Raw genomic sequence first — 21,801 nt, forward strand, 5'->3', positions numbered from 1 at the left:
CCTGGGCTGTTCCGCGAGATATTGGGTTCCGACAGCCATGATATCACTCCTCCCGCCCGAAGAGACCTGCCGGCCTGACGAGCAGAACGATGGCCATGATCACGAAGATAACGACACTCGAGGCTTCCGGGTAGAAGACCTTCGTCAGCCCCTCGAGAACGCCGAGCACATAGCCGGTCACGATGGCGCCCAGGATCGACCCCATGCCGCCGACGACGACCACGGCGAACACGATGATGATGAGGTTCGATCCCATCAGCGGGCTCACCTGGTAGATCGGGGCCGCCAGCACGCCGGCCAGCCCGGCCAGCGCCGCGCCCAGGCCGTAGGTGAGGGTCAGGAGCAGGGGTACGTTCACGCCGAAGGCCTGGACGAGCGTGGCGTTTTCCGTCGCGGCGCGGAGATAGGCGCCAAGCCGCGTCTTCTCGATGAGAAGCCACGTGCCCAGGCAGATGACCAGGGATGCGATGACCACCCAGCCGCGATAGATCGGCATGAACATGAAGCCCAGATTGACGGCTCCCGTCAGCTGCGGGGGAGGGGAATAGGGCTGGCCCGCGGCGCCGAACCAGTAGCGGAAGGCACCTTCGAGGATGAGCGCAAGGCCGAACGTCAGCAGAAGGCCGTAGAGCGGATCCACACCGTAGAGCCGGCTCAGCATGGTCTTCTCGATCACGACCGCGATCGCGCCGACGATGAGAGGGGCCAGGATGAGTGCCGGCCAATAGCCGATCCCCAAATAGCTCAGGAGCAGGTAGGCGGCGAAGGCGCCGAGCATATATTGCGCGCCATGGGCGAAATTGATGACCCGGAGCAGGCCGAAGATCACCGCGAGACCCAGGCTCAGCATGGCATAGAAGGAGCCGTTGATCAGGCCGATGAGGATCTGGCCGTAGAGGGCCGGAGCGGGAATGCCGAAAATGGTGCTCATGATGCTCTACACCCCGAGAACTTCGTGGAGTTCGTCCATGCGCGCATCGAGCTCATGCCCGGGGAACGCGTTCACCATACGCCCGTCTTCCATGAGGTAGAAGCGGTCGGCCACCTTCTTCGCGAAGCGGAAGTTCTGCTCCACGAGCAGGATGGTCATGCCGCGCTTCTTCAAGGCGACCAGCACATCGCCGATGCGCTGGACGATGACGGGAGCCAGGCCCTCCGTCGGCTCGTCGAGAAGGATGATCCGCGCGCCCGTGCGCAGCACGCGGGCGATGGCGAGCATCTGCTGCTCGCCGCCCGACAGCTTCGTGCCCTGGCTCGATCGGCGCTCGTACAGGTTGGGGAAGAGGCCGTAGATCTCCTCCACGCTCATGCCGCCGTCCGAGACGGTCGGCGGCAGCATCAGGTTCTCGGAAACGTTCAGGCTCGCGAAGATCCCGCGCTCCTCGGGCACGTAGCCGAGGCCCGACTGAGCGACCTTGTGGAGAGGCAGGCCGAGAAGATCCTTGCCCCGCAGACGGATGACGCCCTCGCGACGGCGCAGGATGCCCATGATGGCGCGCAGGGTCGTGGTCTTGCCCGCGCCGTTGCGGCCGAGCAGGGTGACCGTCTCGCCCTCGCGGATGTCGAGATCGACCCCGTGAAGAACATGGCTTTCGCCGTACCAGGCATTGAGCCCGCGGACTTCGAGAAGAGGAGCGCTACTCATGCTCTGTTCCCATATAGGCTTCGCGCACGCGCGGGTCCTGGCTGACCGTGTCGTAGGATCCGTCGGAGAGGATTTCGCCGCGCGCCAGGACGGTGACCCGGTCGCAGAGGTCCGACACCACGTTCAGGTTATGCTCGACCATCAGGACCGTGCGGTTCTGCGCGATGCGCCGGATCAGGTCGGAGATGCGGCCGATGTCTTCATGGCCCATGCCGGCCATGGGCTCGTCGAGCAGCAGCATGGCGGGATCGAGGGCCAACGTCGTGGCGATCTCGAGGGCCCGCTTGCGCCCATAGGACAACTCGACGGCCGGCAGATGCGCATAGGGCCTGAGGCCCACCGCATCGATCAGCTCCATCGCGCGGTCGTTGAGGGCTGAAAGGGACGAGGAGGAGCGCCAGAACTGCGTCGCGAGGCCCGAGGGACGCTGCAGCGCCACGCGCACGTTGTCGAGCACGGTGAGGTGCGGGAACACGGCGGAAATCTGGAAGGAGCGCACGAGCCCGAGACGGGCCACCTCGGCGGGCTTCAAGCCCGTGATGTCCGAGCCCTTGAACGCGATCTGCCCGCGGGTCGGCGTGAGGAACTTCGTGAGCAGGTTGAAGACGGTCGTCTTGCCGGCGCCGTTGGGGCCGATCAACGCATGGATCGTGCCTTCATGGACGGACAGCGTCACGTCCTTCACGGCCAAGAAGCCGCGAAACTCCATGGTGAGACCGGTGGCGCTCAAGATTGGTTGCGTACTGACCATTGAATGGGCCGACACTCTCTTGCTGAGGATGCGACGGCTGGTTCGGGCGCGAGGCTCGAGCCAGCCGTTGTCGGATGATGTGGCGGGGCGGCTCACACCGTCCCGCGAAGGGGAGATTACTGCGTGAGCTGGCAGCCGCTCTCGGCCAGCGAAAGGTAAGCCTGGTCGCCCGGCACCTTGGCGAGCTGCTTGTACATGTCCCAGTCGCTCTTGCTCTCTTCCGGCTTCTTCACCTGGAAGAGATACATGTCGTAGACCATGCGGCCGTTGGGCAGCACCTTGCCGTTCTTGGCGAAGACGTCCTGGACGGGCATTTCGTGCAGGAGCTTGGCGACCGGTTCGGTCGCGTCCGTGCCGGCCTTCTCGACCGCCTTCAGGTACTGCATCACGGCCGAGTAGGTGCCCATGTGGATCATGTTGGGCATGCGGCCGGTCTTTTCCTGGAACTTCTTCGCGAAGGCGCGATTCTCGTCGCTCTGGTCCCAATACCAGCCCTCGGTCAGGGTGAGGCCCTGCGCGGCTTTCAGGCCGAGGCCCTTTACCTCGGCCAGGGTGAAGAGCAGCGCCGCCAGACGGGTGCCGCCCTGGGTGATGCCGAACTCCGCCGCCTGCTTGATGGCGTTCGCGGTATCGAGACCCGCATTGGCAAGGCCGATCACGTTGGCGCCGGAACTCTGGGCCTGCAGCAGGAAGGACGAGTAGTCGGTCGCCGCCAGCGGATGGCGGACGGAGCCGAGGACCTGGCCGCCCTTCGACTTCACGAATTTGGAGGTCTGCTCCTCGAGAGAATAGCCGAAGGCGTAGTCGGCCGTGAGGAAGAACCACTTGTTGCCGCCGTTCTCCACCAGCGCGCCGCCGGTGCCGACCGCAAGCGCGTGGGTGTCGTAGGCCCAGTGGAAGCCGAACGGCGTGCACTGCTTGCCCGTCAGGTCGCTGGTGGCGGCGCCCGTCGTGATGGTGATCTTCTTCTTGTCCTTGGACAGGCCCTGGACCGCGAGGGCGACGGACGAGGTGGTCAGCTCCATGATGGCATCGACCTTCTCGGTGTCGTACCATTGCCGGGCGATGCTGGCCGCGACGTCAGGCTTGTTCTGGTGGTCCGCGCTGACGATCTCGACGGGCACGCCGAGAACCTTGCCGCCGAAATCCTGCACGGCCATGCGGGCGGCCTCCACCGAGGATTTGCCGCCGAAATCCGCATAGACGCCGGATTGGTCGTTCAGGATGCCGATCTTGACCACGCCGTCGGAGGCCTGCTGCGCAAAGGCCGACTGCACCGTAACGGTGCAGCTGAGAGCGAACAGAATTTTGCTGAGAACTCGCATCGATTTCCTTCCCTTCGTGCCGAGACCGGTTGATCCGGCCATTGTTGGGGCCGTGGCGTCCTTGGGCGCCCGGCAATGGTCAGAAAGGTACCGCGACTCGTGCCTTGTGCAATGCGAGAAGGGGTCATCCTTAAGTCGCAGCTATCCTTCTGTTTCTGCCTCATTTTCAGGCACGGGCACCCCCATCGGCCATGGAGCTCTGCCGCGTGGCCCGTAACCCTGCTCCGCAGCTTCTGCGGTTCACAGAGACGGATCCAGCCCCTATATCTCGCTGAAGCTTCCCGTCCTTGCCCTTGTCGAGATTGGAGACGTCTCAGATGACCGTTCATGCAAAGCCTGTGGATCGCCGTGTCGTGGACCTGAAGGACCCGTCTTTGCTGGTGTCTCAGGCCTATGTGGCGGGGGCGTGGATCGATGCGCCGGACGGCCGGACCATCCCGGTCACCGACCCGTTCGACGGCGCCCTCATCTGCGACGTGCCCGATCTCGGCCCCGAGATGGCCCGGCGCGCCATCGATAAGGCTCATGAGGTCCAGAAGGACTGGGCCCGGCGCACCGCCAAGGAGCGCAGCGCCATCCTGCGTCGCTGGTACGACCTGATTGTCGAGAACGCCGACGACCTCGCCCTCATCCTCACCACCGAGCAGGGCAAGCCGCTGGCCGAAGCCAAGGCCGAGGTGATCTCGAACGCCGCCTATATCGAGTGGTTCGCCGAGGAAGCCAAGCGCATCGACGGCGACGTCATCCCCGGCACCTCGCCGTCCCAGCGCATCGTGGTGCTCAAGCAGCCGGTGGGCGTGTGCGCGGCGATCACGCCCTGGAACTTCCCCAACGGCATGATCACCCGGAAAGTGGGCCCGGCGCTCGCCGCCGGCTGCACCATGGTGCTCAAGCCCGCCGCCCAGACCCCGCTCTCGGCCCTGGCGCTCGCCGTCCTGGCCGAGCGGGCCGGCGTCCCCAAGGGCGCGTTCTCGGTCGTCACCGGCGAGGCCCGGCCCATCGGCGAGGAGTTCTGCCGCAACCCGAAGGTGGCCAAGATCACCTTCACCGGCTCGACCGGCGTGGGCCGCTGGCTGATGAAGGAGGCCGCCGACGGCATCAAGCGCCTGTCGCTGGAGCTCGGCGGCAATGCGCCGTTCATCGTGTTCGACGATGCCGATCTCGATGCGGCGGTCGAGGGCGCGATGGCCTCGAAGTTCCGCAATGCCGGCCAGACCTGCGTGTGCGCCAATCGGATCTACGTGCAGGCGGGCGTGGCCGAGGCCTTTGCCGAGAAGCTCGCCGCCAGGGCGAAGGGGCTCAAGCTCGGCCGGGGCACGGAAGCCGGCGTGACCATGGGGCCGCTGATCGACGAGCGCGCCGTGGCCAAGATGGAGGAGCATGTCCGGGACGTGCTGGATAAGGGCGGCCAGCTCTTGGTGGGCGGTAGGCGCTCGGATCTCGGCGGCACGTTCTTCGAGCCGACGGTGATGACCGGCGTGACGCAGGGCATGAAGGTGACGAAGGAGGAGACGTTTGCGCCGCTGGCGCCGATCATCACGTTCACGGACGAGGCGGAGGTGATCGCGATGGCGAACGACTCGGAGTTCGGGCTGGCGTCGTATTTCTACGCCCGGGACATGGCCCGGGTCTGGCGGGTGGCGGAGGCGCTGGAGAGCGGCATGGTGGGGGTGAACACGCCGGCGCTCGCCAACGAGATGGCGCCGTTCGGCGGGGTGAAGCAGTCGGGGCTCGGCCGCGAGGGCTCCAAATACGGCATCGAGGGCTTCCTCGAAATCAAGTACATCAACATCGCAGGTCTTTAAGAGACAGCAAAAGGCCCGACCGTTCGCAGCGGCCGGGCCTTTTCGATTTTATCGGCACGATGCCGGGCGCTTCTATGCGGCCAGCGTCATCGCTAGGGGCTGGTGATCGGACGCGGTGGTGGCCCCATCGACGCTGACATCGACGATCCGGCCGGCGAGATCCTCCGAGACGAAGATGTAATCGCGTGAATGCGGCCCCTGGGGCCATTGCACGTGATCCGCGACGCCGGTGGTCGGCGGATGTGGGATCGCCCCATGTCGCGCCGTCCAGGCATCGACGAAGGGCGGAACGTCCGACGGGAAGGGCTGCTGCATCTGCGCATACACCGGATCGTGCGGCTCGATGTTGAAGTCGCCGCAGACGATGGATCCGATGGCCGCCGGGAGGGTGCGGTAGGGCCCGTCCGTCGCATCTCGAAATGCGAGCCACGCCCGCTTCACCGCGTCCTCGTACAACTCCCGCAAACGCCCGACCTGAGCCTGCCGATGCTCGTGCGAATGATATTCGAGATGGCAGGTGGTGACGCGGATCGGTCCCGCATCCGTCGCGACGACCACCTCCAGGGCCTGCCGCTGCATGCTGCGCACCTCGGTGGCGGGCCAGGGCAGCATGTGGCTCGTCACCTGCAGCACGGGCAGGCGCGACAGGATCATGTTGCCGAAGACCTGCGGCCTGCCATTGCCGTCCCGCATCTCGACGGCGGGGCGGAAGATCGCCGCATAACCGGGCAGGAGCGACGCCAGCCGCGCGGGCTGATCTTCGTGGCCGTCATGCGGGGCGAAGCCGTGGGAGATTTCCTGGAAGCAGAATACGTCCGCGTCGCAGAACGAGCGCGCATCGTCGACGATGCGCGCAAGATCGACCTTTCCGTCGCAGCCCAGGCCCCATTGGATGTTCCAGGTGACGAGCTTCATGGGAGAAAGGCCTCTTATCCGCGTCTTGCATCCAGCAGCAGGCGGGCGAGTTCGGCGAAGCCGTCGCCCGAATGGCCCTTCGTGATATAGGCGGGCTTGCTCGCCAGGCGATGCGCGAAGGCCTCGATATTGGCGACGCCGACGCTCAAGGGAAAGGCCGCGAACATCGGCTCGTCGTTCGGCGAGTCGCCCGCATACACCACGGACTTCTTCGCCTCTTCCCAATCCACGCCGAACACGTCGGACAAAAGGGTCTTGGCCATGCTCAGCTTGTTGTAGTCGCCGAACCAGCCGTTCACATGGATGGAGCTGACCTTGGCCTGTGCGCCCGCGCGCTCGAAGATGGACACGATCCTGTCCACCTCCGACTCCGGCAGAGCGGGCACATCCTCGCAGAAGTCGATAGCGAGATCCGCCACGCGATAGGCCTGGTCGCTGGCGAGAGCCGAACCGGAGACGCTCGCGAGCACTTCCGCCTCGATGGCATCGAGCTTGGCGCGATTGCGCTTCAGTTCTTCCGGGCTCGCCCAGAAACGCTGCTGCATCGTCTTGCGCGCGCGGTCATAGCGGAAATAGAAGGCGCCGTTCTCTCCCACCACCGCATCCACCGGCCACATGCGGGCGATATGATCGCACCATCCGGCCGGCCTGCCCGTCACGGGAATAACGAGGAAGCCTGCCCGATGAAGCTCCTCCAACGCACCATAGGCCGAGGCTGTCAGCATGCCTTCCGACGTGATGGTGTCGTCGATATCGGTCAGCACCACACGGACGGAGCGTGCCGTTTCCAGCGGCATCTGTGAGAGGGGCGTCATGGTCATCCTTGAAGTCTTGGAAATGTAAGGCGGCTAATGGCCGGTCTTTAAGCACGATCCCGCGGCGAGGTCCAAGAGCTTTGATCAAGAACCGGGCCGCCTGTGTGCAATCCGCCGCTTCAGGCTTCACGCGCGGAATTTCTGACGTAAAGTGGCGCCATGCCAAACGATGCCGAAATCCTCATCGCGCTGTTCGATGCCGCCCTCAAGGCGGCGCTCCCGGACGGCCAGTTCGACGGTCGCCTGCCCCCTCGGCCCAAAGGGCGAACGATCGTCCTCGGCGCCGGAAAGGCCTCGGCCCGCATGGCGGCGGCCTTCGAGGCGGCCTGGGGTCGTGTGGGAGGAACCTGCGAAGGGCTCGTGGTCACCAGGTATGGACACGCCGTGCCCACGCGAAGCATCGAGATCGTGGAGGCCGCGCATCCTGTCCCGGACGAGGCCGGGCTGAAGGCCGCCGGGCGCATCCTGGCCTTGGCGCGCGAAGCGGGTCCCGACGATCTCGTCGTGTGCCTCATGTCCGGTGGCGCCTCGGCGCTCCTGTCGCTGCCGGCCGAGGGCGTGACCCTCGCCGACAAGCAGGATCTGAATCGGGCGCTGTTGAAGTCGGGCGCTCCCATCGGGGAGATGAACCTGGTGCGCAAGTCGCTCTCGGCGATCAAGGGCGGCAGGCTCGCGGCCGCCATCGGCGAGGCGCGGCTCGTCACCTACCTGATCTCGGACGTTCCGGGCGACGATCCCGGAAGCATCGGATCCGGCCCGACGATCCCCGAGCGCGTCGATCCCGATGTGGCTCTCGGGATCCTGCGCAAATACGGCATCGACGTGCCCGAACACGTCCTCCGGACCATCCGGGCCAATGCCGTCGCCGAGCCCGTGGCCGGCGGCGCGGTGCATATGCTGTCCACGCCCAAGATGGCGCTCGACGCGGCTGCCGAGAAAGCCCGTGAATTGGGACTGACGCCGCTTATCCTGGGCGATGCGCTCGAAGGCGAGGCGCGGGAGGTCGGGCGCGTCATGGCCGGCATCGCACGGTCCGCCCTGCTGCACGGGCAGCCGGCGAAAGCGCCGTGCGTCCTGCTCTCCGGCGGCGAGACGACGGTGACGGTACGCGGGCAGGGGCGGGGCGGACGCAATGCCGAGTTCCTGTTGTCCCTGGCTCTGTCCTTGAAGGATGAGCGCAGGATTGCGGCCATCGCCTGCGATACGGACGGCATCGACGGCTCGGAGGACAATGCGGGCGCCTGGTTCGACGGAGGCCTGTTCGAGAGCGCTCGCGCGAAAGGGATCGACCTTGCGTCGCATCTGGACAGGAACGATGCCTACACGGCCTTCGCGCAGCTCGACAGGCTCATCGTGACCGGCCCGACCCTGACCAACGTGAACGACTTCCGGTGCATCCTCATTCGCCCATAAGGGGCGTGTGATGGCGGTTCATATGGAATAGCTGAGCCCGACCGTATTCGTTTCCGGCACGATCATCGTGATCTTGGTCCCATGCCCTTCCTGGCTTTCGATCTCCAGGTCCCCGCCGTGAAGCTTGAGGATGTACCAGGCGAGGCTCAGGCCGAGGCCTGTGCCGGGGAGCTTCCTCACGTTCTGAGCACGAAAGAAGGGCTGCTTGATGAAGGGAAGGTCCCGCTCGGGAATGCCGAGCCCGCGATCCTTGACGACGATGCGGATCATGCTGCCTCTCCTGCGGGTCGAGACCTCGATCGGCTGATCGGGCCACGAATATTTCATGGCATTCGAAACAACGATGACGAGGGCCTGCTCCAGCAGGATCGGATCGCCGATGACGATTTCCGGCAATCCGCGAATCTGGAGCCGGAACGGGCGGTCGGGCTCCAGTCCGCCCTGTTCCCGGCACGCCCGGCGGATGAGTTCCTCGAGATTGAATTCGCTTGGATTGAGCACGATCCCGCCGGCAGTAGCCCGTGTGTAGGACAGGATCGTCTCGATCAGCTCGTCGAGGCGCAGGCTCGCGCGCCAGATTTTCTCGGCTTTTGCCCGGATATCTTTGGGGTTCAGACGGTCGGCTCGCCGGATCAGGCCTTGCGCCAGGGCATTGATGGCCGAAAGAGGCGTTCGCAGTTGGTGAGCCAGCAGAGCGACCCGATCGATCGAATGAGCCGAGGTTCTCGCTGCGGTGCGGTTATTCCCGTTTCGGGAGGTCCTGGGCGTGGACCGCTGGGGACGTCGGGGGGCTGCGGACACGGATCGATCCTATATTACTTTATAACGTTTTGCTCCGGGTCCGAATTAGTGCCTTTAGATTGATTGTCCACCCCACCTGCGGCGAGAAAGAACAGGATCGTGAAGTGAAGCCGAATGAGGCTTTTGGATCTAGAGGCGGAAGTGTTTCTCGGAAAACAGCAAGTCAATGCAGCCGGAATCGACTCGAAATTCCGAATTTATGTCTTGCTCGGACGGAGAAGGTAAGGCGTTTTTCTTTCGGGAAAGAGCCACTTGATCCGATCAGGATCGGCATTGTCGCAGGGCGCCTTTCGTTGAAACCAACCCTTCAGGCCTGCGTTGCCCCAACTGAAGTCCAGTTTCAGGAGAAGCATCATGGATAACGATCGCGCCGAAGGCAGCATGAAGAACGTGAAGGGCCGCATCAAGGAAGGCCTGGGCAAAGCCCTGGGTGATTCCAAGATGGAAGCCGAAGGCAAGATGGATAAAGCCGAAGGCAAGATCCAGAACACCGTCGGCGGCATCAAGGACTCGCTGCGCAAGAATCCCTGATCGCACAGTATCGAACGGGCCCGGCGCATGCCGGGCCTTTTCATATGGAGTGTTCGGCCTTTCGAATCAGGAAGCTGATCCGGGAGGCTTCCTGCTTCTGCTCTTCCAGAATATCGCCGGTTTCCCGGATCAGGTTGGGCACGTCGATCCCCGCGAGCGGATCCGTGCAGATGACGTGCAACCGCTCGCCTGGCGCCATGGAGCGCAGGGCTTTCCGCGTGCGCAGAACGGGCAGCGGGCACTTCAGTCCGGATAGATCGAGCTCGGTCATCGTATGCCCCCTTGCTGTGCCAATAAGTCCGCCTCCGCCAGATCCTCGGGCGTGTTGATGTTGAAGAACGGATCCGTTGGTTCGATGGGCCATGAGGCTTTCGCATATCCATGGAGCTGCGCCCAGTCCCTGATGCTGCGGATGTCTTTCTCCAAGAGAGCTTCACGCAGATCGTGCCGCAGCGAAACGGGCCAGAGGCCGACGGCGAAATGAATCTGCGAGCCTGACGATGCGCAGGCGAGGGGCCGTTCCGCCTCGACACGCGCGTCATGCAGCCGCCGGACCAGGTCGTCCGGGATGAACGGCGTATCGCCCGGGACGCTCGCGACCCATTCGAGTTCGGGACGATGGATGGCGCTCCATTCGAGAGCCGTCAGGATGCCCGCCAGCGGACCCAGGTGACCATCGATCGAATCCGGCACGACGGGATGGGCCAATGTGCGGAAACGGGCGATGTCGCCGTTCGCATTGACGAGCGTGCCATCGCATTGCGGCGCAAGACGCTGCACCGCATGGTCCAGAAGCGTGAGCCCGTCGACCGTGAGAAGGACCTTGTCGCTGCCGCCCATGCGCCGCGACAGGCCTCCCGCCAGCACGACACCGAGCGTGGGAGGCGCCGTCATGCCGGACCCGTTCACTCGATCACGATGCGCGGTGCGGGCCGTGCGGCTGCGCCGCCCGCGAGGGACGTCCAGACCTGCTGCGCCATGTCCTTGTAGATCTTCGCATGCGGTCCGTCGGGATCGGAGACCACGACGGGGCGGCCTGCATCCGACAGCTCACGGATCGTCATGTTGAGCGGCACCTCGCCCAGGAAGGGTACGCCCAGGCGCTTGGCCTCGTCGCGCGCTCCGCCATGCCCGAAGATGTGGGAGCTCTGGCCGCAATGGGGGCAGACGAAGGTCGCCATGTTCTCGACGATGCCGAGAATCGGGATCTCCACCCGCTTGAACATGGAGACGCCGCGCCGCGCATCGATCAGCGCGAGATCCTGCGGCGTGGAGACGATCACCGCGCCGGCCAGGGGCGTCGCCTGCGCCATGGTGAGCTGCGCATCGCCCGTGCCGGGCGGCATGTCGACGACGAGCACGTCGAGATCGCCCCAGGCCACTTCCCGCAGCATCTGGGTGATGGCCGACATGACCATCGGTCCGCGCCAGATCATGGCGGCCTCTTCCTCGACGAGAAAGCCGATGGACATGACCTTGAGGCCAAAAGCCTCCATGGGCTCGAGAACGCGGTTCTCGAGCAGGCGCGGCTTGCCGTGGATGCCGAGAAGCTTCGGCATGGAGGGGCCGTAGATGTCCGCGTCGAGCAGTCCCACCTTCAGGCCGAGTGCCTTCAGCCCGAGCGCCAGGTTGCAGGCGGTGGTGGACTTGCCGACGCCGCCCTTGCCCGAAGCGACGGCGATCACATGCTGCACGCCCGGAATGCGCTGGTTCCGGGGCTGGGCCGCCGCGTGCGGGCGCTGCGGCGCTGCCGGGGAGGGGGCGGAGGCGCCCGAGCCGGCGGGGTTATCGGCCGTGAGGCTGGCGAAGACGCCCTTCACGGCCGGCAGGCCCTGGACGGCCGCGACGGCGGCCTGGCGCACCTGTTCCATGGCGGCGGCCTCGCTGGGCTCAATGGTGATCGAGAACATCACCCGGCCCGCGTCGTCCACCACCACATCGGACAGGCGGCCCGACGCGACGAGGTTGGTTCCGCCCGCATCGACCGGAACGGTCGACAGAGCCTGCAGCACGTGCTCACGGGTAATTGCCACGATGAAGTCTCCTGAATGGCTCCGAGGTTCTGACCTTCATGTATAGGCCGGGAGCGCATCCGTTAAGACGCCCGCCGGGGGCCTTGTGCGATATCCCGAACCAAACTGCACCTTGTCCGTTGTTCACCGGACCCCTCGGGAGCCGGTTCGACCGGTCGCAGGGCGCCATCGATGATCGTTCCCGAGAACCTTTGACACAAGATCTGAGGAGACGAGGATGCACCAGCACGGCCATAACGATCCGAATGCCGGAAAGCTCTACGAGCTGATCAAGGACGTGAAGATCGCCATGATGACCACCGTCGATACGGACGGGACGCTCCACAGCCGGCCCATGCACAACCAGGACGCGGACGAGCATGGCGACCTCTGGTTCTTCACCCAGATCCAGTCCCCCAAAACGACGGAACTCTCCCGCGACAATGAGGTCAACCTCGCCTATTCCGATCCGGGCAGCCAGACCTATGTGTCGGTGACCGGCAAGGCCGAGATCGTGCGCGACAAGGCGACCATCGAGAAGAAATGGTCGGAGCCCCTGCGCGCCTGGTTCCCGAAAGGCGTGGACGATCCGCAGATCGCCCTGATCCGCGTTCATCCCGCCAAGGGCGAATACTGGGACAGCCCGTCCTCGACCCTGGTGCATCTCTACGGCTATGCGAAGGCCGTCATCACCGGCGAGCAGCCCAAGCCCGGCGATCAGGCGAAGGTCAACCTGAGCTGATTTCTATTGCAGCGCGAAACATTCAGGGGCCGCACGCGGCCCCTTTTCTTTAGGTCGATCGAGCCTACTTCTTCGTAACAAGCTTAGGTACAATGCGCGAAACAACAATCGGGCCGGATCGCACAAGTCCGGTGCCCGTCAGAACAAATCATCGGGGGCAGCCTTAGGGAGGAGACAATGAAGTTCGTCCTGCTTGCCGCAGTTTCGATTGTTGCTTTCGCGTCCTCGAGTTTCGCCCAGCCCTCCACTCAAGCGCCGACCGGCAATCTGGAAAAGCTCTCGTCGTTCCAGAGCACGGGAACCGCCGAGCCGAAGCCCGTCCCGCAGGAGGGGCGCCGCGCCGACGCCATCCGGAAGAACCTGGAGAAGATCCAGCTCCCGGCCGGGTTCAAGATCGATCTTTACGCCATCGTGCCCGATGCACGCCATATGGCCGTAGGCTCCAATGCGGGTGTGGTCTTCGTCGGCACGCGCAAGAGCAATGTCTACGTGGTCACGGACCGCGACAAGGATCGCGTGGCCGACGAGGTCAAGCAATTCGCCCCTTCGGTGTCGTTCAAGATCCCGAACGGCGTCTGCTTCTCGCGCGACGGGGTTCTCTACGTGGTGGAGCAGAACCGGGTGCTGCAATTCCCGGCCGCCGAGTTCTTCTATGAGGGTCCGGACGTGGCGGCCTTCGTAGTCGCCAAGCAGGGTGACCTCATTCCGCCGGCGGAAGAGAGCTTCAATCACACGGCCCGCGTCTGCCGGATCGGACCCGACAACAAGCTCTACATCGCGCTCGGACAGCCGTTCAACGTGCCGCCGAAGGACAAGATGGATCTTTATAAGCGGGTCGGCATCGGCGGCATCATCCGCATGGATCAGGACGGCAAGAACCGCGAGGTCTATGCGACGGGAATTCGCAATTCGGTCGGCATGGACTTCAATCCGGCCGACAAGTCTCTCTGGTTCACCGATAATCAGGTCGACGGCATGGGCGACGACCAGCCTCCCGGAGAGCTGAACCGCGTCGCCAATATGGGACAGACTTTCGGGTTCCCCTATTACGGCGGCGGCACCGTCCGCACGGTCGAGTACAAGGACGATCCGGTTCCAGCCGGCGTGGTCGGCCCGCAGGCCGAGATGGATCCGCACGCGGCCGATCTCGGCATGATGTTCTACACGGGCAAGATGTTCCCGCAGACCTATCAGGGCGGCATCTTCTCCGCCCAGCATGGTTCCTGGAACCGCACCAAGCCCATCGGCGCGCGGATCATGTTCACGCCGGTCAAACAGGACGGAACGGCGGACAAGCCGCAGGTCTTCGCGGAAGGGTGGCTGACGGAGAACGGCGAGTATCTCGGGCGACCGGTCGACGTCGCCATGCTGCCGGACGGGTCACTCCTGGTGTCGGACGATACGGCGGGAGCGATCTATCGCATTTCCTACGAAGGACGCTGAGCACTTCTCCACGGGCGCCTCGCGCGGGGCGCCCGCTTCTCCCGGGACCATCCATGATGAAATCCATCCATGTCCTCGCCCTGGCGGGCCTCCTCCTGGGCGTCGTTGCCGTCGATCCGGCCTCTGCCGGAGACGCCAGGGCAGGGCGCCAGAAGCTCACCACCTGCCAGGGTTGCCATGGTCTCGACGGTCTCTCGAAGAACCCGGAAGCGCCGAATCTGGCCGGGCAGGTCGAAAGCTATCTGGCCAGGAGCCTCGAGGCCTATCGCTCGGGCGACCGCAAGAATGAATCCATGAACATCGTAGCAAAAGAGCTGTCGGACGAAGATATCGCCGATGTGGCGGCCTATTACGCCTCGATCCAGGTCGATGTCCTGCCGCCCTGACGGGGCTGCATGGAAGTCCTGTAACGGGCGCCCTTTCATCCCGGACCTCCCTTCGCTATTGTCTCGCCTCCTTTGAGTGGCAAGGAGCAGGCGATGGTGGACATCGCGACCCGGGTCTACAACCATACCTGGAAGATCGACCCGATCGTCCGGTCCGTCCTGGATACGGATTTCTACAAGCTTCTGATGGCGCAGACGATCTTTCGCCGCCACCGGGACGTGCAGGTCACGTTCGGCATCCATAACCGCACCACCCGCATCCGTTTGGGCGACATCATCGACATTGGGGAATTGCGCGAACAGCTCGACCATGTGCGCAGCCTCTCGCTGACGCGAGGCGAATCCACATGGCTGCGCGGCAATACCTTCTACGGCAAGCGGCAGATGTTCTCGCCGGAATTCATGGACTGGCTCGAGACCTTCCGCTTTCCGGAATACCTGCTCGAAAAGGAGGACGGCCAGTATGTGCTGACCTTCCACGGCCGCTGGATCGAGACCACCATGTGGGAGATTCCGGCTCTCGCCATCCTCAACGAATTGCGCTCGCGCGGCGTGCTCAAGGGCATGGGCAAGTTCGAGCTTCAGGTTCTCTACGCCCGCGCCATGACGCGGGTCTGGGAGAAGATCCAGCGGCTCAAGCAGCTTCCGGACCTGTCCATTTCTGATTTCGGCACGCGCCGCCGCCACGGCTTTCTCTGGCAGGACTGGTGCGTGCAGGCAATGATCGAGGGGCTTGGCTCATCCTTCCTCGGCACGTCCAACTGCCTCATCGCCATGCGCCGCGAGGTGGAGGCCGTGGGCACGAACGCCCATGAGCTGCCGATGGTTTATGCGGCCCTGACCGACAGCGACGAGGAACTCGCCGAATCGCCATACCGCGTGCTGGCGGATTGGCAGCAGGATTACGAGGGCAATCTGCGCATCATTCTGCCCGATACCTACGGAACCACGAACTTCCTGCAGAACGCGCCCGAATGGGTGGCGTCATGGACGGGCATCCGGGTGGATTCGAAGGACCCGATCGAGGGCGGCGAGGAGGCCATCGCGTGGTGGCGCCAGCGCGGACAGAATCCGAAGGAGAAACTCGCGATTTTCTCCGACGGGCTCGATGTGGATTTGATCGAGCGGATCCACCGGCATTTCCGTGGGCGCATGCGCATGGGCTATGGCTGGGGCACGCTCCTCACCAACGATTTCCGCGGCCTCGCGCCCGACGGTGCGCTCGACCCGATCTCCATCGTTTGCAAAGTCATCTCGGCCGATGACCGGCCGACGGTGAAACTTTCCGACAATCCGACGAAGGCCATGGGGCCGAAGGCGGAAATCGAGCGCTACAAGCGCATCTTCCATGTGGGCCAGCAGACGGCCCAACCTGTTCTGGTGTGACGGACATGATCATCGATCTCAATTGCGACATGGGTGAGGGCTTCGGCCCCTGGCCGATGGGGGACGACGGAGCGATGCTCGACATCGTCTCCTCGGCCAACATCGCCTGCGGCTATCACGCGGGCGATCCGTCCATCATGTTCCGCACGGCCGAGATGGCGAAGCAGAAGGGCGTCGCCATCGGGGCGCATCCGGGCTTCAACGATCTGCACGGCTTCGGCCGCCGCGCCATCCGCGGCGACAGCCCGGCCGAGATCGAGCGCATGGTGGCCTATCAGATCGGCGCCATGCAGGCCCTCGCGGCGCTCGCCGGGCACAAGGTCACCTACGTGAAGGCGCATGGCTCGCTCAACAACATGGCGAACGAGGACATGGATCTCGCGCTCGCCATCGCCCGCGCCGTCAAGGGTGTCGATGCCGGCCTCGTCAATGTGTGCATGCCCGGATTGCTGATGGAAAAGGCGTCCGAGCAGATCGGCGTGAAGGTCGCCCGCGAGATTTTTGCCGACCGCACCTACGAGGACGACGGCACGCTCACCAGCCGGAAGAAGCCCGGCGCGGTGCTGCACGACGCGGAATTCGCCGCCGAGCGCATTCTTCGCGCTGTCCAGGACAGGGCGATCACGACGGTGTCCGGAAAGCGGATCCCGGTCGAGATCGACACGATCTGCGTGCACGGCGACGAGCCGAGCGCCGTCGCCATGGCACGCACGGTCCGGGCGAAGCTGGAGGCGAACGGCATCACCGTCGCGCCGTTCGCGAAGGCTGGCTCGTAGAGGTCTTTTCTCTCTCTCGAACAGGAGAGGGCTGCTTGACCTGGTGAGCCCTCCATCGTCATCACCGGCCTTGTGCCGGTGATCCCGATTGTTTGAAGCGTCATCGGTGTCATTCCCGGCCGAAGCGCAGCGGAGGGGAAGGGAATCCATAGCGCGACATATGAAAGTGGATCCCCTTCCCGGCCTTTCGGCCGCCGGGATGACAGCGGAGAGTCTTTCCGTATCGGGATGGCCGGCACAAGGCCGGCCATGACATTGGTGATGACGTGGCGGATAGGCGTTGACAGCAGACGCTTGAGCTTCAACCCCTGAATGCTCTCGCCAAAAACGGTTCCAGCGCCGCCAGCGTTTCCTCCGGCGCTTCCTCGGCGAGGTAATGGCCGCAATCGATGCCGTGGCCTTCCACGCTATCGGCCCAGTCGCGCCACACGGCGAGCACGTCGTACCAACGCTCCAACCCGTTCTTCAGACCCCATAGAGCCTGCACCGGGCAGGCGATGCGGTTCCCGGCCTTCTGGTCCTCTTCGTCGAGGCGCATGTCGATGGTCGCGCCGGCGCGGTAATCCTCGCACATGGCGTGGATCGTCTCAGGCATGGTGTAGCAGCGGCGGTATTCGGCGAGCGCCGCCTCGTCGAAGAGCGAGCGTCCCCGGCGCAGATAGAACACGTCCGGGTCCGATGCGATCAGGCGCTCGGGGATGGGATGGGGTTGAGCCAGGAAGAACCAGTGCCAGTAGCCCATGGCGAAGGCCATGTCCGTGCGCTGGAAATGCTCGGCGGTCGGAATGATGTCGAGGACCGACAGCGCGACGATCCGGTCCGGGTGATCGAGCGCCATGCGATAGGCACAGCGTCCGCCGCGGTCGTGGCCGACGACGGCGAACCGCTCGAAGCCGAGCGCTTGCATGACCTCGACCTGATCCCGTGCCATGGCGCGCTTGGAATAGGGCTCATGGTCCGGCGTGGTCGGAGGCCTCGCGCTGTCGCCGTAGCCGCGCAGATCGGCGCAGACGATCGTATAGTTCTCGGCGAGCTTCGGCGCCACCTTGTGCCACATGACATGCGTCTGCGGATGTCCGTGCAGCAGAAGGACCGGCGGTCCGCTTCCGCCGTGGCGGAGGGTGATGACGGCCCCGGGGGGTTCGATCTGGCGATGGGGGAAATTCTCGAACATGCTGCTGTTGTAACGAAGACGATCCGGGGCGTCACCAGGAGCGTCGTTCGCCGTTGTCGATATGGATGATGCCGTTTCGATAGACCTTGAGGCCGCCGACCTGGGGAAGGCCTCGCAGATAGGCCATGACGCCTCGCGCGCGGGCGCGCACCCGAAAGTCGACCGCCCGGCAGGCGAGATGCAGAGAATGGCGCGCGCCTCCGGCGCGCCGGTTGCGGCCGCTGCTGCGATGGGTCGACTCGACGCTCACGGGGCCGAACCTGTCGGCCACGGACGCCACCACGTCGCGCAGGTAGCCGGGAATGCAATCCGTCGGAGCGCTGTCGCGCAGGGTGATCGTGCCATGGGCCACCAGCGAGGCGAAGCCGGAGAGCTCCTTGGCGTCCGGCAGGCTCCCGGTGACGTCGGGATGGTCGAGGCGGTCGGGGGACGGCAGGCTGGCATATTGGGCGGGGGGGATGATCCCGCCGTCTCCCTCGTCGGCCCTGAGCGCGGCCGGGGGCAATCCTGCCAGGAACGTGCCCGTGATGATCGCAACCCTGAACAGGTGACGAACGCGGGAATCGGTGCTCATCGGGTTATCCCTTTCCGAGCCCCTACAAAGTTGCTTCCGCCGGAACCACGGCCCGGCCATCGTCGCCGCTTTTTGGTCTATTCCTGACGGTAGACATCGCAGCGTTAGGCACGGCTACCTAAAGTGAGCGTGGCTCTAGGCAAGAACACCTATTCGGGTTTGACCGTAGGCGAGCCGCCATTGGCCGGCAAAGCTTTACCCTGCAAGGAATCCTATCAGAGGAAATTTTGGGTGAGTTACGGGATAACGAAACCTGAATCTTGCGAAAGAAGGCCGGAATGCACACATCAATGCCCGTTGTGCCGGTCATGTGACCGGCCGCTCGGAGATGGGAATGAACACTGCTCGCAGCGCTGTTTTCGACGCACTCAAGACGGCCGGCCCGACGCAGGCCGATGCGATCGCGCGCGTCACGCTCGTGGCAAAACTGCTGGACAATGCCGTGCTGATCCCCGGCCTGAACCGGCGCGTCGGCTTCGATGCCCTGATCGGCCTCGTGCCGGGCATCGGCGATGCGGTCTCGGCGGTGCTCGCCAGCTATATCATCTGGGAGGCCCGTCAGCTCGGCCTGCCGCGCTGGAAGATCGCGCGTATGATCGGCAACGTCGCGTTCGACACGGCCATCGGGGCGATCCCGATCGCAGGCGACGTGTTCGACGTGTTCTTCAAGGCCAATCAGCGCAACCTGCGCATCATCCACGAGCACCTGGGCACGCCCAAGCGCGGCCCGGTCGAGATCGACGGCACGGCCGTTCGGGTGGACGGGCGGTGACGGGGCAGTTCCGGCGGGTTCTCTCGTCTTTATAGAGCAACCTTCACGTCATGGCCGGGCTTGTGCCGGCCATCCCGATTGCGTGACGCGCCGCACCTTTCCGATCGAGATCACCGGCACGAGGCCGGTGATGACGTGCGAGGCAGTCTTGAGCGTTGGTGGGTCACCGATGGCTCGAGATGAACTGCTTGAAGCGTTCCGACTTCGGGGCGCCGAACACTTCGGTCGGCGCGCCTTCTTCTTCCACCACGCCCTTGTGCAGGAACACGACGCGGTTCGACACATCGCGGGCGAAGCCCATCTCGTGCGTCACCACCAGCATGGTGCGGCCTTCCTCGGCGAGCGAGCGCATGACGCGCAGGACCTCGCCGACGAGTTCCGGGTCGAGCGCGGAAGTCGGCTCGTCGAACAGCATCACCTTCGGGTGCATAGCGAGTGCCCGGGCGATGGCCGCGCGCTGCTGCTGGCCGCCGGAGAGATGCGAGGGGTACTGATTGCGCTTGTCGACGATGCCGACCTTCTTCAGCAGTTCCTCGGCCTCGGCGATGCACTCCGCCTTCGGACGCTTCTGGACGTGCACGGGCGCTTCGATCACGTTCTCCAGGATGGTCATGTGGGACCAGAGGTTGAAGCTCTGGAACACCATGGCGACGCGCGAGCGGATGCGGTCCACCTGGCTCTGGTCGGCGGGCTCCATGCCCTTGCGGCCTTTTCTAAGCCCAATGGTCTCGCCGCCGATGCGGATCTCGCCGGAATCGGGGACCTCCAGCATGTTGATGCAGCGGAGCATCGTGGATTTGCCGGAGCCGGAGGCGCCGAGGATCGAGATGACGTCGCCTTCCCGCGCGCTCAGCGACACGCCCTTGAGCACCTCGAGATTGCCGAAGCTCTTGCGGAGATTGTTGACGGAGACGGCAGGAGCGGCCTCGGAGACTGCGGGTTGGGTCGACAAGGATGCAACTCCGTTAGACATGGGCGGCCTCCAGGCGCGGCTCGATGGCCGGAGGGCGGCGCAGATGCGGCGAGAGCCACCATTCGATGGCCATGATGATGCGCGTGATGATGAAGTTGAGGATGAGGTAGATCAGGCCCGCCACGATGAAGACCTCGACCGCGCGGAATGTCTGCGAGATGAGTTTCGCGGCAAGTCCCGTCACTTCCATCATGGTGATGATGGACGCCAGCGACGTGGCCTTCACCATGAGGATGATCTCGCTGCCGTAGGCGGGAAGCGCCTGGCGGACCGCGATCGGGAATACGATGCGCCGGAAGAGCAGGAAGCCCGACATGCCGCAGGCCCTGGCCGCCTCGACCTGGTTGTGCGGCACCGATTGCAGGCCGCCGCGGATGATCTCGCTGGCATAGGCGGCGGTGTTGAGGGTGAGCGCCAGCACGGCGCACCAATAGGGCTCGCGGAAGAACGTCCACAATCCCCATTGCTGCAGGGTCGGGCGGAACTGCCCGAGACCGTAATAGATCAGGAAGATCTGCACGAGCAGGGGCGTTCCCCGGAACACGAAGACATAGGCTTGGGCGGGCCAGTCGAGCACCTTGACCCGCGACATGCGCATGAGCGCGAGCAGCATCGCCAGCACGGCCCCGAGGGCGACCGACATGAAGGCGAGGTTGAGCGTCAGCGGCACCCCGCCCATCAGGGTCAGGAAGGTGTCCCGCATGAAGGCGAAATCCATCAGGAAGCCCTCCGCATGCCACGCATCGAATGAGCCTCCGCGCGCTGGAACAGGTAGGTCGAAACCCAGGTGATGACGAGGTAGAGGATCGCCGCCGTGACGTAGAAGTCGAAGGGGCGGCGGGTGGAGCCGGCCGCGATATGCGACTGGCGCAGCAGCTCGACGAGGCCCGTCACGGAGATCAGGGCCGATTCCTTGAGCACCAGCTGCCAGGTGTTGCCGAGGCCGGGAATCGCGTAGCGCAGGACCTGCGGGGCGATGATGCGGCGGAACATCAGCCATCGATGCATGCCGACAGAACGGGCGGCCTCGATCTCGCCGCGGCTCACCACCTGATAGGCGCCGCGGAAGACCTCGGCCTGATAGGCGCCCGACACGATGCCGATGGCGAGCGCGCCGGTGACGAAGGCCGGCACGCCGATGAAGCCCTCGGCTCCGAACAGGCTGCCGATGGCGCCGAGCGCGGCGCTGCCGCCGAAATAGAAGAGGTAGATCACGAGAAGATCGGGAATGCCGCGCAGGACGGTGGTGTAGCCGTCCGCCAGGCTGCGGATCACGAGATTGCCGCCGATCTTCCCCCAGGCCACCAGGGTCCCGACGACGGAGCCCGCAAGGAAGCCGCATATGGCGACGGCAATGGTCATCCCCGCCGCGGTGAGAAGGGCCCATCCCCATCCGTTGGGGCCGAACCCGACGAGCTCGAAATAGCTCAACTGCTGCACGCTTCAACTTTCCTGAATATGTCTCCCCTCACTGAGAGGATGAGGGGAGACAGGATCCGTCAAATCCGACCCTCTGCCGGATCGTGTCCCGGGTCCGTGTAGCAGGATCCGGGGCTTTTTTG

At 64.5% G+C, this 21,801-nt stretch carries 24 protein-coding genes; 9 read left to right on the forward strand and 15 right to left on the reverse strand.

Going from position 1 to position 21,801, the window contains the following annotated elements; genetic code table 11:
* Window positions 1–43 precede the first annotated feature (43 nt).
* From H0S73_RS08300 to H0S73_RS08315, 4 genes are all read right to left on the reverse strand, one after another.
* Window positions 44–931, reverse strand: a complete 888-nt coding sequence (locus H0S73_RS08300) for a branched-chain amino acid ABC transporter permease (RefSeq protein ID WP_181051708.1) — start codon at window positions 929–931, stop codon at window positions 44–46.
* Between the two features lie 6 nt (window positions 932–937).
* A complete protein-coding gene (locus H0S73_RS08305) occupies window positions 938–1,645 on the reverse strand; it encodes an ABC transporter ATP-binding protein (RefSeq protein ID WP_181051709.1) in 708 nt (235 codons plus the stop codon).
* Window positions 1,638–2,396 carry an ABC transporter ATP-binding protein gene (locus H0S73_RS08310; protein WP_181051710.1) on the reverse strand — a complete coding sequence of 253 codons (759 nt, stop codon included), beginning with the start codon at window positions 2,394–2,396 and terminating at the stop codon, window positions 1,638–1,640. Before H0S73_RS08310 ends, H0S73_RS08305 begins: the two co-directional genes overlap by 8 nt.
* Before the next feature lie 116 nt (window positions 2,397–2,512).
* Entirely contained in the window at window positions 2,513–3,721 is a 1,209-nt protein-coding gene (locus H0S73_RS08315; protein ID WP_181051711.1) for an ABC transporter substrate-binding protein, read from the reverse strand.
* A 317-nt stretch (window positions 3,722–4,038) separates the two neighbouring features.
* Here H0S73_RS08315 and H0S73_RS08320 point away from each other — a divergent pair, with 317 nt between their 5' ends.
* Entirely contained in the window at window positions 4,039–5,526 is a 1,488-nt protein-coding gene (locus tag H0S73_RS08320) for an NAD-dependent succinate-semialdehyde dehydrogenase (RefSeq protein ID WP_181051712.1), read from the forward strand.
* A 72-nt stretch (window positions 5,527–5,598) separates the two neighbouring features.
* Here H0S73_RS08320 and H0S73_RS08325 read toward each other — a convergent pair whose 3' ends face one another.
* Window positions 5,599–6,441, reverse strand: coding sequence for an endonuclease/exonuclease/phosphatase family protein (locus H0S73_RS08325; RefSeq protein WP_181051713.1), 843 nt, complete (start codon window positions 6,439–6,441; stop codon window positions 5,599–5,601).
* A gap of 14 nt (window positions 6,442–6,455) precedes the next feature.
* Complete coding sequence (locus H0S73_RS08330; protein WP_181051714.1) at window positions 6,456–7,256, reverse strand: HAD-IIB family hydrolase; 801 nt, start codon at window positions 7,254–7,256, stop codon at window positions 6,456–6,458.
* A 159-nt stretch (window positions 7,257–7,415) separates the two neighbouring features.
* On the opposite strand from H0S73_RS08330, the gene H0S73_RS08335 reads away from it, so the two are divergent.
* Window positions 7,416–8,669 (forward strand): glycerate kinase type-2 family protein, encoded by a 1,254-nt coding sequence (locus H0S73_RS08335; protein ID WP_181051715.1) that lies wholly within the window; start codon window positions 7,416–7,418, stop codon window positions 8,667–8,669.
* An 18-nt stretch (window positions 8,670–8,687) separates the two neighbouring features.
* Here the strand turns inward: H0S73_RS08335 and H0S73_RS08340 are convergent, their stop codons facing one another.
* A complete protein-coding gene (locus H0S73_RS08340; protein WP_181051716.1) occupies window positions 8,688–9,470 on the reverse strand; it encodes an ATP-binding protein in 783 nt (260 codons plus the stop codon).
* 354 nt (window positions 9,471–9,824) lie between these two features.
* On the opposite strand from H0S73_RS08340, the gene H0S73_RS08345 reads away from it, so the two are divergent.
* Window positions 9,825–10,001: a CsbD family protein gene (locus H0S73_RS08345; protein ID WP_009763666.1), complete on the forward strand. Its 177-nt coding sequence runs from the start codon at window positions 9,825–9,827 to the stop codon at window positions 9,999–10,001.
* A gap of 40 nt (window positions 10,002–10,041) precedes the next feature.
* On the opposite strand, the gene H0S73_RS08350 is transcribed toward H0S73_RS08345, so the two are convergent.
* From H0S73_RS08350 to H0S73_RS08360, 3 genes are read right to left on the reverse strand one after another with little or no spacing between them, the layout of a single operon-like run.
* A complete protein-coding gene (locus H0S73_RS08350) occupies window positions 10,042–10,272 on the reverse strand; it encodes a sulfurtransferase TusA family protein (RefSeq protein WP_181051717.1) in 231 nt (76 codons plus the stop codon).
* A complete protein-coding gene (mobA, locus tag H0S73_RS08355; protein ID WP_181051718.1) occupies window positions 10,269–10,895 on the reverse strand; it encodes a molybdenum cofactor guanylyltransferase MobA in 627 nt (208 codons plus the stop codon). The genes H0S73_RS08350 and mobA overlap by 4 nt, the downstream gene beginning before the upstream one ends.
* Before the next feature lie 11 nt (window positions 10,896–10,906).
* On the reverse strand, window positions 10,907–12,034 hold the full coding sequence (locus H0S73_RS08360) for a P-loop NTPase (RefSeq protein ID WP_181051719.1): 1,128 nt from the start codon (window positions 12,032–12,034) through the stop codon (window positions 10,907–10,909).
* 217 nt (window positions 12,035–12,251) lie between these two features.
* On the opposite strand from H0S73_RS08360, the gene H0S73_RS08365 reads away from it, so the two are divergent.
* The 5 genes from H0S73_RS08365 to H0S73_RS08385 all read left to right on the forward strand — a co-directional run bounded on the left by H0S73_RS08365 (window position 12,252) and on the right by H0S73_RS08385 (window position 16,746).
* A complete protein-coding gene (locus H0S73_RS08365; RefSeq protein ID WP_181051720.1) occupies window positions 12,252–12,755 on the forward strand; it encodes a pyridoxamine 5'-phosphate oxidase family protein in 504 nt (167 codons plus the stop codon).
* A gap of 177 nt (window positions 12,756–12,932) precedes the next feature.
* On the forward strand, window positions 12,933–14,198 hold the full coding sequence (locus H0S73_RS08370) for a PQQ-dependent sugar dehydrogenase (protein ID WP_181051721.1): 1,266 nt from the start codon (window positions 12,933–12,935) through the stop codon (window positions 14,196–14,198).
* A 56-nt stretch (window positions 14,199–14,254) separates the two neighbouring features.
* Window positions 14,255–14,584 carry a c-type cytochrome gene (locus tag H0S73_RS08375; protein WP_181054280.1) on the forward strand — a complete coding sequence of 110 codons (330 nt, stop codon included), beginning with the start codon at window positions 14,255–14,257 and terminating at the stop codon, window positions 14,582–14,584.
* A 93-nt stretch (window positions 14,585–14,677) separates the two neighbouring features.
* A complete protein-coding gene (gene pncB / locus H0S73_RS08380) occupies window positions 14,678–15,970 on the forward strand; it encodes a nicotinate phosphoribosyltransferase (protein ID WP_181051722.1) in 1,293 nt (430 codons plus the stop codon).
* Between the two features lie 5 nt (window positions 15,971–15,975).
* The gene (locus H0S73_RS08385) at window positions 15,976–16,746 is read left to right on the forward strand and encodes a LamB/YcsF family protein (RefSeq protein ID WP_181051723.1); all 771 of its coding nucleotides are present in this window, start codon (window positions 15,976–15,978) and stop codon (window positions 16,744–16,746) included.
* Between the two features lie 301 nt (window positions 16,747–17,047).
* Here H0S73_RS08385 and H0S73_RS08390 read toward each other — a convergent pair whose 3' ends face one another.
* On the reverse strand, window positions 17,048–17,920 hold the full coding sequence (locus H0S73_RS08390) for an alpha/beta fold hydrolase (protein ID WP_181051724.1): 873 nt from the start codon (window positions 17,918–17,920) through the stop codon (window positions 17,048–17,050).
* Between the two features lie 31 nt (window positions 17,921–17,951).
* Window positions 17,952–18,494, reverse strand: coding sequence for a D-Ala-D-Ala carboxypeptidase family metallohydrolase (locus H0S73_RS08395; RefSeq protein ID WP_181051725.1), 543 nt, complete (start codon window positions 18,492–18,494; stop codon window positions 17,952–17,954).
* Window positions 18,495–18,828: 334 nt separating this feature from the next.
* Here H0S73_RS08395 and H0S73_RS08400 point away from each other — a divergent pair, with 334 nt between their 5' ends.
* Window positions 18,829–19,266 carry a DUF4112 domain-containing protein gene (locus H0S73_RS08400; protein ID WP_181051726.1) on the forward strand — a complete coding sequence of 146 codons (438 nt, stop codon included), beginning with the start codon at window positions 18,829–18,831 and terminating at the stop codon, window positions 19,264–19,266.
* 163 nt (window positions 19,267–19,429) lie between these two features.
* Here the strand turns inward: H0S73_RS08400 and H0S73_RS08405 are convergent, their stop codons facing one another.
* From H0S73_RS08405 to H0S73_RS08415, 3 genes are read right to left on the reverse strand one after another with little or no spacing between them, the layout of a single operon-like run.
* On the reverse strand, window positions 19,430–20,239 hold the full coding sequence (locus H0S73_RS08405; protein ID WP_246388768.1) for an ABC transporter ATP-binding protein: 810 nt from the start codon (window positions 20,237–20,239) through the stop codon (window positions 19,430–19,432).
* A complete protein-coding gene (locus tag H0S73_RS08410; RefSeq protein WP_181051727.1) occupies window positions 20,232–20,957 on the reverse strand; it encodes an ABC transporter permease in 726 nt (241 codons plus the stop codon). Before H0S73_RS08410 ends, H0S73_RS08405 begins: the two co-directional genes overlap by 8 nt.
* Complete coding sequence (locus H0S73_RS08415; protein ID WP_181051728.1) at window positions 20,957–21,679, reverse strand: ABC transporter permease subunit; 723 nt, start codon at window positions 21,677–21,679, stop codon at window positions 20,957–20,959. Before H0S73_RS08415 ends, H0S73_RS08410 begins: the two co-directional genes overlap by 1 nt.
* Between the last annotated feature and the right edge of the window lie 122 nt (window positions 21,680–21,801).

It is taken from the genome of Microvirga mediterraneensis (genome assembly GCF_013520865.1).
In the GTDB taxonomy this organism is placed as follows: domain Bacteria; phylum Pseudomonadota; class Alphaproteobacteria; order Rhizobiales; family Beijerinckiaceae; genus Microvirga; species Microvirga mediterraneensis.

Coding starts and splice junctions, on each gene's coding strand:
- H0S73_RS08300 (WP_181051708.1), bottom strand. CDS start 931: ATGAGCACCATTTTCGGCATTCCCGCTCCGGCCCTCTACGGCCAGATC.
- H0S73_RS08305 (WP_181051709.1), bottom strand. CDS start 1,645: ATGAGTAGCGCTCCTCTTCTCGAAGTCCGCGGGCTCAATGCCTGGTAC.
- H0S73_RS08310 (WP_181051710.1), bottom strand. CDS start 2,396: ATGGTCAGTACGCAACCAATCTTGAGCGCCACCGGTCTCACCATGGAG.
- H0S73_RS08315 (WP_181051711.1), bottom strand. CDS start 3,721: ATGCGAGTTCTCAGCAAAATTCTGTTCGCTCTCAGCTGCACCGTTACG.
- H0S73_RS08320 (WP_181051712.1), top strand. CDS start 4,039: ATGACCGTTCATGCAAAGCCTGTGGATCGCCGTGTCGTGGACCTGAAG.
- H0S73_RS08325 (WP_181051713.1), bottom strand. CDS start 6,441: ATGAAGCTCGTCACCTGGAACATCCAATGGGGCCTGGGCTGCGACGGA.
- H0S73_RS08330 (WP_181051714.1), bottom strand. CDS start 7,256: ATGACGCCCCTCTCACAGATGCCGCTGGAAACGGCACGCTCCGTCCGT.
- H0S73_RS08335 (WP_181051715.1), top strand. CDS start 7,416: ATGCCAAACGATGCCGAAATCCTCATCGCGCTGTTCGATGCCGCCCTC.
- H0S73_RS08345 (WP_009763666.1), top strand. CDS start 9,825: ATGGATAACGATCGCGCCGAAGGCAGCATGAAGAACGTGAAGGGCCGC.
- H0S73_RS08350 (WP_181051717.1), bottom strand. CDS start 10,272: ATGACCGAGCTCGATCTATCCGGACTGAAGTGCCCGCTGCCCGTTCTG.
- mobA (WP_181051718.1), bottom strand. CDS start 10,895: ATGACGGCGCCTCCCACGCTCGGTGTCGTGCTGGCGGGAGGCCTGTCG.
- H0S73_RS08365 (WP_181051720.1), top strand. CDS start 12,252: ATGCACCAGCACGGCCATAACGATCCGAATGCCGGAAAGCTCTACGAG.
- H0S73_RS08370 (WP_181051721.1), top strand. CDS start 12,933: ATGAAGTTCGTCCTGCTTGCCGCAGTTTCGATTGTTGCTTTCGCGTCC.
- H0S73_RS08375 (WP_181054280.1), top strand. CDS start 14,255: ATGAAATCCATCCATGTCCTCGCCCTGGCGGGCCTCCTCCTGGGCGTC.
- pncB (WP_181051722.1), top strand. CDS start 14,678: ATGGTGGACATCGCGACCCGGGTCTACAACCATACCTGGAAGATCGAC.
- H0S73_RS08385 (WP_181051723.1), top strand. CDS start 15,976: ATGATCATCGATCTCAATTGCGACATGGGTGAGGGCTTCGGCCCCTGG.
- H0S73_RS08390 (WP_181051724.1), bottom strand. CDS start 17,920: ATGTTCGAGAATTTCCCCCATCGCCAGATCGAACCCCCCGGGGCCGTC.
- H0S73_RS08395 (WP_181051725.1), bottom strand. CDS start 18,494: ATGAGCACCGATTCCCGCGTTCGTCACCTGTTCAGGGTTGCGATCATC.
- H0S73_RS08400 (WP_181051726.1), top strand. CDS start 18,829: ATGAACACTGCTCGCAGCGCTGTTTTCGACGCACTCAAGACGGCCGGC.
- H0S73_RS08405 (WP_246388768.1), bottom strand. CDS start 20,239: ATGTCTAACGGAGTTGCATCCTTGTCGACCCAACCCGCAGTCTCCGAG.
- H0S73_RS08410 (WP_181051727.1), bottom strand. CDS start 20,957: ATGGATTTCGCCTTCATGCGGGACACCTTCCTGACCCTGATGGGCGGG.